The organism is Streptomyces apricus (genome assembly GCF_008369065.1).
GTDB lineage: Bacteria > Actinomycetota > Actinomycetes > Streptomycetales > Streptomycetaceae > Streptomyces > Streptomyces apricus.
The window spans coordinates 1-1,183 of the sequence record NZ_VDFC01000222.1; the positions used below are offsets into that span (position 1 = coordinate 1).

Annotated in this window: 1 protein-coding gene and 1 pseudogene; both read right to left on the minus strand. The window is 73.5% G+C overall.

The window, feature by feature from the left end; translation table 11 throughout:
• Positions 1-427, minus strand: a pseudogene (locus FGF04_RS39320) (apolipoprotein N-acyltransferase); the annotation flags it as partial.
• A gap of 191 nt (positions 428-618) precedes the next feature.
• Positions 619-1,104, minus strand: a complete 486-nt coding sequence (locus FGF04_RS39325; protein WP_149516179.1) for a nuclear transport factor 2 family protein — start codon at positions 1,102-1,104, stop codon at positions 619-621.
• Positions 1,105-1,183: the final 79 nt, after the last annotated feature.

Sequence of the window (1,183 nt, forward strand, 5' to 3'; positions counted from 1 at the left end):
ACCCCTCCCAGGAGCGGACGAGTTCGACCATCAGCCAGCCGGAGGGCAGGACGAACAGGGCGGCGGCCAGCCGGCCCGGCGAGGGCGCGCCGGCCAGGAACCGGCGCACCAGCAGGCCCCACGGGGCCCAGAGCGCGCCCAGCAGCGCCGCGATCAGGAGGGTGAAGACGTGCAGGCTCGGCAGCAGCCAGTGGTGGACGGCCAGCATGAAACCGAGCCCGCCGAGCCAGCCGTCGCGGGCGGCCCGCCGCCCGGTCGGGGCCGAGCGCACGAGCAGGATCCACGGCACCAGCGCCACGTAGGCGAACCACCACAGGGACGGCGCGGGGAAACTCAGCATCGGCAGCGCGCCGGCGAGCACCGCCGCCGCGTCGCGCCACCACCGGGAGTCCAGACGCCGGCGCAGGTCAGTGGCGGACAGGTTCATCCAGCGCCTCCAGTGGCCCCTCGGCGTACGGTGCGTGCCCCGTATGACGCCAGTGACTCCAGTGTGTCCCGTGGGCGGCCGCCGAAACGATCTACATACCGGACTGTCGCCCGGACGGCCGGTCCGGTTCAGGGGGTGGCCGGTTCGGTTTACCCGATGACCGGTTCGGCTCGGGGTGCGGCCGGTCCGGTTCAGGGGGTGGCCGGCTCCGTGTGCCGCTGCGGGGCCCGTCGCCACTTCTCGTGCACGACCACCGTGCGCAGCCGCCAGCCCTCGTCCGTGCGCAGCAGGGTGAAGTCGTACCGGCCGCCGCACACGAAGTCGGGCTCGGTGGAACCCCCGTCGTGTCCCGCGAAGCGCATCGGGTTGACGTAGTCGGCCCGGACCCGCGCCGTGTCGCCGGTGTCCTGCTCCAGCGGGCCGAACCGCACGCGCCGGTTGACGATCAGGTGCTGCCGCATCGGGAACAGCGCCATAGTCTGCGACAGCCATCCGGCGATCCGGCCCGCGTCCCCCTCGATACCGCCCGCGGACCGGTAGTCCGCCCGTCCGTCCGGCGTGAACAGCCGCCGGTACGCCGTCCAGTCCCCGTCGTCGACCGCCACCGCGTACTCGGTGACCACCTCGTCGACGGCCAGCCGGGCCATCACCGTCGCCAGTTCCACGCGCTGCGTCATCGGCTCAGTGTTGGCCACGGGGCGGACCGCGCCAAGAGGGCGTGCGGGACAATCACCGCCCGGGTCCTGGACGCCCGGC